Genomic DNA, 8,475 nt, shown 5'->3' with positions numbered 1-8,475 from the left:
TGTATAGGTGCCTGTGTATTCGTTTTTAGATCATGCAGTCAGCTATGTCACAGACTTCTGCCAATCTCATATACCCTTGCTCGCCACATTTCGTCTGTTTTTCTTCAAGCAGAGGAAAGCATACTAGATTTTTGAATTTTACTTCCTTTCAGCCGTGTCCTCTTCCGTTCTACTCTCTGCTTTCGCATCGACCCCGTCTCTCGACTCCCCACTCCCGACTCTCGCATTTCCCCCGACTCTCGACTCCCGACTCCCGACTCTCGCATTTCCCCCGACTCTCGACTCCCGACTCCCGACTCTCGACTCCCGACTCCCGACTCTCGATTTAAACTACGATTTAAAGTAGAGATCGCAGCAGCAGGGGAAGACATCACACAGCGAATCAAAGCCAACGCTGACCAATAACGCCCCCGACGTTGGGCATAAGTCATATCTACGGTAGTAGTTTTTACTAACCCCCGTGCAAAATTATAAACTTCCTCAAATAGTTCTTTATACTCTTTAGATAATTTATAGGGTTCTTCATCAGATTGACGTTGTGGAAAAGGTGTTTCATTCCCCAACCACAATTTTACATCTGCCCGTCGTCGTTGGATAAAATGACCAGCTAAATTATCTCGTTCTGTTTCTGTGAGTTGATCCAAAGTCAAATTAGCAAACTCTGGTTTTAATAAACCCAATAAAGATAAAAAAGATTTTAGTATATATTACGTAGGTGACTGGTGACTGGTGACTGGTGACTGGGGACTGGGAACAACACCTGATGCCTCTACTACTTACACCTTAAATATCACAAACACAAATTAAACATGACAAAAATCGGGGTTCGTTCATTTTCACTCAATCAATTCGTTAACTTAAAACACAAATCAGGACAAAATTATCATGTTGAAAATCAAATCTCAATTATTAGTTGCTGCTGCTGTTGTTGCTGGAAGTTTCGGTTTTGCTAACTCTGCATTTGCAGGTGAAGGTGGTGTTGCTGGTGCTGCTTCCTTTCAGTTAAATGCAGGTCAAGTAACCGAAGCATCCTCCGCCGTTGCAGTGGGTAAAAGTACAGCCTATGCTGGTGCTGTCACCAATGGTGCAGGTACAGAAGCTTTTGCTGCGGGTAATGGTGGTGCTATCACCTTGAATGGAAATAGTGTTTATATTCAGTCTATTGCTCAAGATACAGCTTTAGTAAATGAACAAGCTAACCAATTGGATAACAACGATGTCCAAATTGATGTTAAAGTTGGCACTGTTAAGGTGATTAATACACCATAATTGACAGTTGAGTAGGTTGGGTTGAGGAACGAAACCCAACATTGAAAAGCATTGGACATTTCCGGTAATTAAATGTGCGTCTTTTAAAATTCTTGTAGAAACGTTGCATGCAACGTCTCTACATTGAATTTTCGGACAGGTCTATTGGTTGGGTTGCGCTTTCTTTGTACCCAAGGTACAAACTACGGCTGTATATACTTTTTTGTTATTTGCAACTTATCAGGTTTATTTACTGTGTATAAGTACCCAAGCAAAATTAATTTAACATATTGAGTGAAAACAAAAATGTCTGTATTCCTTACCTGTTCCCTGTTAAGAGTTCCCTGTTCCCTCTCACAAATATAAAATTTATTTTGCACGACTACTTAATAATTGTGACCAATAAAATAAATTTACTAATAAATTTCATTCACCTGTCAATTTATACTTATATTTTTGGGTTGGCAGTATTTATTAATTCCGTCCACGCTGAAGAAAACCAAAAACAGCTATTTCCAGATATATCTGATGAAAGTTATCAGCGTGAAAAAATCAAAACAATGGAAGATACTACTGATGCAGATTACAAGATACATCAAAATCATTCTCTGCTAGTTCCTGAAAGGATAGAGGAAAATGATTTTATGTTTTCTCAACAACCATTAGATTTATTACCTCTAAAAAAGACTGATATTAAAGATATAAATAAAGATTTAGAAACTAATCAACCTTTAGCACCTAAATTAGATAATTCTAATTCTGGAGATAACATTTATAAAAGTCCACCTCAAGCAGTGCCAAAAGATAAAGTACCAGCAATTTTAACTACTTTTTCTTTGAATGATTTGACAGTTAATCATTTAACTAAAGCGGTAGTAGATACTCAATTTGTCTTTGGTACAGAACGTACTGATAATTTATATATTAATGCTCTTTATCAAATTGAAAGTAAAGTTATTCAAAGTCTTTCCCAGGATAATATTTTTACTTCTGATTTTCAAGGGGAATATTTACAACTGCGAACAATTAATCAAAATCGCCAAATTTCTATTATTCAATCTCAACCGCAAACTTTAAGAGGGTTTGAACTACAACAAACTTTTATCGGACCCTGTTATTTAGTTAATAATGATGCTTCTGTATCTGGAGAACAATGTAATTTATTACCTCCTTTCGTGGTGGATAGAAAGAGTATTGAACCGAGGTTTTTTGTACCTAATCGCATTGAACAATTAGGTAATATTGGTGATGTAATTTCTCCAGAAACTTTAGCTTTAATTAAATTACCTGGTTGGCAAAATCAAGGTTTTAATGGTGAATTTACAGGGATAGATTTGTATTTACCTAATATTGGTGCAACTCCGGGAAATAGTCAATCTAATCAAACTGCTATTTCTCGTCGTGAATCTCTTGATAATACCTATAGTTTAGGTCATTATCAAGTACGTCAAATTGTCAAAACTAATGCCCAAAAAGCGGTTTTAGGGAGAACTATTAAAGGTGTAAATGTCATAGTTGATGATGAAAATTTGGGTTTAAATTCTGCTTTGGGTGCTTTAGGTGCAATGTTACCGGATATTAAACCTAACTTAAAAGGAACAGCAGCAAACGCCAATACTAATATTAACAGAAATTTATTTAATGCGGCTAATAATATTAGAGTTCCTGGAAATAGTTTTGTGATTTATCAAGGTGGTGTAGGGGAAGCAGTACATAATCAAATAAATGTTAATAATGGTAATGGAGTTAAGAGAACATCAAACATACCTGCGGGTAAGTTTAATAGTGTGTGGTTGGGAATATCTCCTGTAACCAAACGTTCTTTTTCTCAAACATCTCGTTATGTTCCCACAGGGGAAGAAAGGAGAGTTTTGAGAGTAGGAGGAGAGGGAGGAATTAATTCTGATGTTAATTTTGCTGTAGCAACAAATGAAAATGGAATTAGTAATAGTATCAATTCTGCAAACTTAAATAATTTTTATATTCAAGCTTATATGTCTTTGTTACAGAGAGATGTGAATTTTGAGACTGTGAATATTTTAAATAAAAAAACTAATTATTATCCCCATTTGAGTTTGACAGGAAACATTACTAATTATAATAGTGTTTTGCGTTATTATACTGGGGCGATATTTTCTGAGAATGTGAAACTTTATGTAGGTGGAGATTATACAATTAATTGGGATAATTGGTTGTTAAACTTGGGGGCGATCGCCTATAATAATGGTGACAAAGATTATTATAGTAAAGTTGAAGGCAGTTTATCTAAACAATTTAGATTCAGTCCTAATACAAATCTGGGTTTATTTACAGGATTTCGTTATGCTTGGGATCGAGATCAAGATAATTTTTTAGATAATCCTGTGGATAATTTTGTCAGTGTTGGTGCAAACCTAAATTTCAATATTTTTTCTTTGCAGATTAGTCAACTTTTAGACTTGTTACCAGATTCTACAGGTAATAAAATTCAAGCTAGTTTAACAGCATCTTTAGGTAAAAATGCCAGTTTCACTGCTTATTTCTCACCCCAAAGAAGTATTGACAGTTACGGAATTTCCTCACGTTATTCCTGGGGAGATAGTGCTAATCGTTCTAGTATTAGTTTTAATTGGGGAAGGAATATCTATGATTTTGGTGATGACGCTTTTGGGGAAAATTTACAAACAAAAAATGATACCTTTTCGGTAATCTTTCAGGCATTTTTTAAGTAAATAGTCAGCATTCAGCTTTTGTTGCTGATCTAGTTAACTTTTCCTAGAAGAGATTGGATCTGACAAAAATAATCCAAAATCTAAAATCCCAAATCCAAAATCCAAAATTAATAACTCCTGACTCTTAAATTAAGTTATGAAAACATAACGTAAAAATCCGTTACCAAAACTGTAACCAGCAAGGATTTATGTATTTTCTATGCGATAGTGAACATCTAACACATCATTAACGTCTAACTAAACAGAAAGCTAGAACAAAAAATGAGGTAGTAGATGAACCGACAAAAATTTAATGTTGTGCAAGAAAATTTTTTACAAAGGCGCTACGGAGTCAGTTTGGGTAGACGCTACGTTTTAGCAGCAGCTAGTATTGTGATGCTGAGTGTATTGGGATATTCAGCAGTAGATAACAATACAAATTTAATCAGTAAATCTTCCCCAAGCAACACTGAATCTCTCTTAGCTGGAGATAATTAGTATCAATTATGATGCTACCTAACTCCTTTTAATAATGTGTACCGGTTTTGCGATGATTAACAGCAGTTACAGTATCCGGTTTGAGTAATTTACCATTATCTACAGTGGCATATACTACCCAATGATCACCACATTCTAGACGTTGGTTAACGGAACATTCTAAATATGCAGCAGCATCAGTCAGGACTGCACAACCATTATCAGCTTCTACCGTTTGGAAATTAGCAAACCTGTCTTCTCCAGGGGCGAAATTTTTACGGAAATGTCTCATGTAGTCTACATGAACACCATCTGGAAGAACATTCAGGACAAACTTACCACCAGGATACATCAATGATTCAACGGCTCTTTCTTTGGCGATCGCCACTGTAATTCCTGGAGGATTAAAGGTAGCTTGAGATACCCACGTTCCCAGCATTGCTGTAGAAACTTCCCCTTGTTTCGCTGCAACTACACATACAGAACCAACTATTCTTCCTACTGCTTGTTCTACAGGGGTTGCAGGTTGTTGTGGTACACGAATTTTTTTCGCTTTTTTCAAACTTTGTGCAAAGTCTGTACCTATTTCTTCGCACATTTTCAGGGTGACTTCATCGGGTTTAAACTTGACTTTCAAAGTGTCAAACCCAAACCGATATCCCCCATCTCGCAGTTTACCTTCTACTAAGTCTAAAGCTTCTCCACTCCAACCATAAGAACCAAACACACCTGCTAATTTACTATTATCACCAATAGCTAAAACAATACCTAAAGCAGTGTGTATGGGTGTGGGAGCATGACCACCGATGGTAGGAGTACCAATAATAAACGCATCTGCCTGTTCTACAGTACCACGAATTTCTCCAGGGGATGCAAATTCGCAATTAATAGATTTTACCGCAACACCACCTTTAGTTAATCCCCAAGCGATCGCCTGTGCTAAAGTGGCAGTGTTACCATAAGCAGAAGCATAAAGTAACGCTACGGAAATTTCCCGATCTTTTTGAGCGCGACTCCATTCAGAATAAGCTTTAGTTAATTCTATCAACCCAGTGCGAATCAATGGACCATGACCTACTGCATACATCCTCACCTGCAAATCAGAAATTTTTTCTAATGCAGCTTCGACATGAGTTGCATGGGGAGCCATCAAACAATTAAAGTAATAACGCTGATCTTCTTTAAAAGCTTCTGAATTATCATCAAAAACTTCATCACCACAGATATGCGACCCAAATAATTTATCAGTATAGAGAATTTGGGTTTGTTGATCATAGGTGCAAAGTGCTTCTGGCCAACGGGGACTAGGAGTAGGTAAGAATTTCAAAACATGACCTTTACCTAAATCTAAAGTTTCTTTCCCCCGCATAATCAAAACTTTAATATCTTGATCTGGGAAAGATGCACGCAAATTATTTGCACCAACCATAGAACAAACAAAAGTAATTTGCGGTGCAAGTTCTAACAGTGCTTTTAAAGTTGGTATACGATTAGGGCTAAAATGACCCAAAATCACATAATCTAACTTTCTCAAATTAACTGTATTCTGCAATGCTGCAAAATAAATATTAGTAAATCCTTCTCCCGGAGGATCAATTAATGCAGTTTTATCGGCTTCTATTAAATAGCAATTTGCGGTAGTTCCTCGACAAAGTGCATATTCAACTTCAAACCTTAGACGTGACCAACTCCTAGCTCTGAGAACTTTGGTATTGGTGGCGATCGGTAAAATTTGTACGTCCCGTGGTTTGGAATCTGTCATAGATTTTTCTTGTGAATAAAAAACTTGAGAAACCCAATTTTTAGCTGAGGTGAAAACGTTAGAAATAGAGTCAGGAAAAGGCATAATATTTATCAAATATTATTCTCATGAAAATATCTGTGTAGGTAATTGATAATTGACAATTAATTATCAATTATCAATTATCAATTATCAATTATCAATTAGTAGTAGTTTCCTACTTTGCGATGACGTACTGCTGTCAGCGCATCTGGTTTGGAAACTTTGCCATCTTCAACAATGCAATATAAAATCCAATGATCGCTACATTCAATTTTGCTGACTACTTCACATTCCATGTATGCAAGTGCATCGGTTAAAATTGGTGAACCGTTTTTAGCAGTTTGAGTTTTCACACCTGCAAATCTATCCGCACCAGGAAGTAAACGTTTGAGGAAGTGTTTTTTCAGGTCTTGATAATTACCTTCTTCTAACACATTGATCACAAAGCGATCGCCTATTTGTAATAAGTTATCAATCGCTCGATCTTTAGCAACAGCAATGGTAAATCCTAATGGTTGAAAACTAGCTTGTGCTACCCAAGAAGCCATCATTGCACCGCTAATTTCACCTTTTTTAGCAGTAACAATATATAATCCGCTGCTAATTCTCCCCAACGCTTTTTCCATGTTCACGTCGAGAGATTTGATTTGTTTGATGTTGCGTTCTCGCACCACCTTTTGTCCCAAATCTGTACCCGCTTCTGTACAAATTTGATAAGTTGCTTCGTTGGGGATTTCTTTAATACGAATTGCGGGAAATGCTTCTTTAATTCCTAAGTCAATAAATTTACGACGTAGAGTATCAATCGGTTCATCATCACCACCATAGCATTCAAATAAACCTACAACTTGTTTATTTTTTGCTACAGCTAATAAAGAACTAATACCAGCTTGTGCTACAATTGAAGAAGTAGGTGGCATTCCAATAATTAAACCTGATGCTCTACCTGCTAATTCTTGAATTTCTTGAAAATCTGCTGTGTGTAAATCAACTACTTCTGAACCCACACCAGCTTTTTGCAAACCATCACCAATTGCATGAGCTAATTGCTCACTATAACCATAACCGGAAACATAAAACAAACCAACCGTAGTTTCTGTTTTCGCTTGTCTTTGACTCCAATTTTGATAATATTCGGTTAAAACATCGAGGTGATGATATAATAATGGTCCGTGTCCATTGGCAATAATTTGAATGTTACCTAGTTCACCCATTCTCTTCATTGCATTCAATAAAGAACGAGCATTGGGACCCATTAAGCAATCATAATAAAACCGAAAATCAGCTTCAATTGCTTCTAAATCTTCGTCAAAGGTGCGATGATCACAAAAGTGCATCCCAAACGCATCACAAGTATAAAGAATTTGGGTTTTGCGATCAAAACTGAAAATTGTATCAGGCCAGTGTAAATTTGGCGCACTGACAAATTCTATTTCATGTCCTTGACCAATATTTATGCGATCGCCACTTTTAACAATTCTTTTGGAAAAAGGATCATGTACCAAACCTTCTAAAAATTGCAATGCTACTTTAGAAGCTAAAACAGTTGCTCTTGGTGCTAATTGTAATACATCTTCTACCAAACCACTATGATCTGGTTCTGTATGACTGACAATTATATAATCAATTGTTTTCGGATTAACTAAACCTTTGAGAGTGTCTAAATATAATTGACGAAACTTCTGATGAGAAGTATCAATTAAAACTGTTTGTTCACCCCTAATTAAATAAGAATTATAGGTTGTACCGTTTTGCAATCCAAATTCAATATCAAAGCGATCCCGATCCCAATCAAGAGAGCGTATCGCTGTTGTATTAGGAGCAATTTCTACAGTTTGTATAGTTAACCTTGGTTCAACTTTCTCTGATATTGCTACCATGATTTGTATCCGATTCTAAATAATATTCTTTTCTCCCCACCATTTTCTTCCTAAAATCTTTTTAAAGCTGTAATTAAGAATATATTTTGTAAAATTAAAGTGGTATCAAACAATACTATTTTTCAGCATATTTTTTGACACGAAAATCTACTATAGTTATAGCCATCAACATAATATCAACAGAATTATGTAGGGGTTTAGCAATGCTAAACCCCTACAATATTAAGGGAAAATTTTGTGAGTATCTGTTAGTTTATTTTAGGAAAACAGTAACTAGAACACCGATTCATTAATCGTAAGGGCGAAGCATTCGGACAGAATATGAACTGGTTTCAGCGATAGGTTATCACCCGAATGCTTCGCCCCTACAAGAAACAGAAAAAATTTTTAACACCCA

Annotated in this window: 6 protein-coding genes; 3 read left to right on the top strand and 3 right to left on the bottom strand. The window is 36.1% G+C overall.

Annotated elements, in window-relative coordinates:
- Positions 1–104: 104 nt before the first annotated feature.
- Positions 105–644, bottom strand: coding sequence for a hypothetical protein (locus FFR48_RS29630; RefSeq protein ID WP_236104150.1), 540 nt, complete (start codon positions 642–644; stop codon positions 105–107).
- Positions 645–885: 241 nt separating this feature from the next.
- Between FFR48_RS29630 and FFR48_RS22520 the strand changes: the two genes are divergently transcribed.
- From FFR48_RS22520 to FFR48_RS22510, 3 genes are all read left to right on the top strand, one after another.
- Positions 886–1,269, top strand: a complete 384-nt coding sequence (locus FFR48_RS22520) for a hypothetical protein (RefSeq protein WP_137668906.1) — start codon at positions 886–888, stop codon at positions 1,267–1,269.
- A 374-nt stretch (positions 1,270–1,643) separates the two neighbouring features.
- Positions 1,644–3,959: a hypothetical protein gene (locus tag FFR48_RS22515; protein WP_137668905.1), complete on the top strand. Its 2,316-nt coding sequence runs from the start codon at positions 1,644–1,646 to the stop codon at positions 3,957–3,959.
- A 273-nt stretch (positions 3,960–4,232) separates the two neighbouring features.
- Positions 4,233–4,436 (top strand): proteinase inhibitor I4 serpin, encoded by a 204-nt coding sequence (locus tag FFR48_RS22510; protein WP_096564985.1) that lies wholly within the window; start codon positions 4,233–4,235, stop codon positions 4,434–4,436.
- A gap of 28 nt (positions 4,437–4,464) precedes the next feature.
- Here the strand turns inward: FFR48_RS22510 and FFR48_RS22505 are convergent, their stop codons facing one another.
- Both FFR48_RS22505 and FFR48_RS22500 read right to left on the bottom strand, forming a co-directional pair.
- Entirely contained in the window at positions 4,465–6,177 is a 1,713-nt protein-coding gene (locus FFR48_RS22505; RefSeq protein ID WP_096572529.1) for a diflavin flavoprotein, read from the bottom strand.
- 182 nt (positions 6,178–6,359) lie between these two features.
- Entirely contained in the window at positions 6,360–8,078 is a 1,719-nt protein-coding gene (locus FFR48_RS22500; protein ID WP_137668904.1) for a diflavin flavoprotein, read from the bottom strand.
- Positions 8,079–8,475 lie beyond the last annotated feature (397 nt).

The organism is Sphaerospermopsis reniformis (genome assembly GCF_005402885.1).
Lineage (GTDB): Bacteria > Cyanobacteriota > Cyanobacteriia > Cyanobacteriales > Nostocaceae > Sphaerospermopsis > Sphaerospermopsis kisseleviana.
The sequence above is the reverse complement of the archived record's forward strand: the minus strand, read 5'-3'. Positions and strand labels throughout refer to the sequence as shown.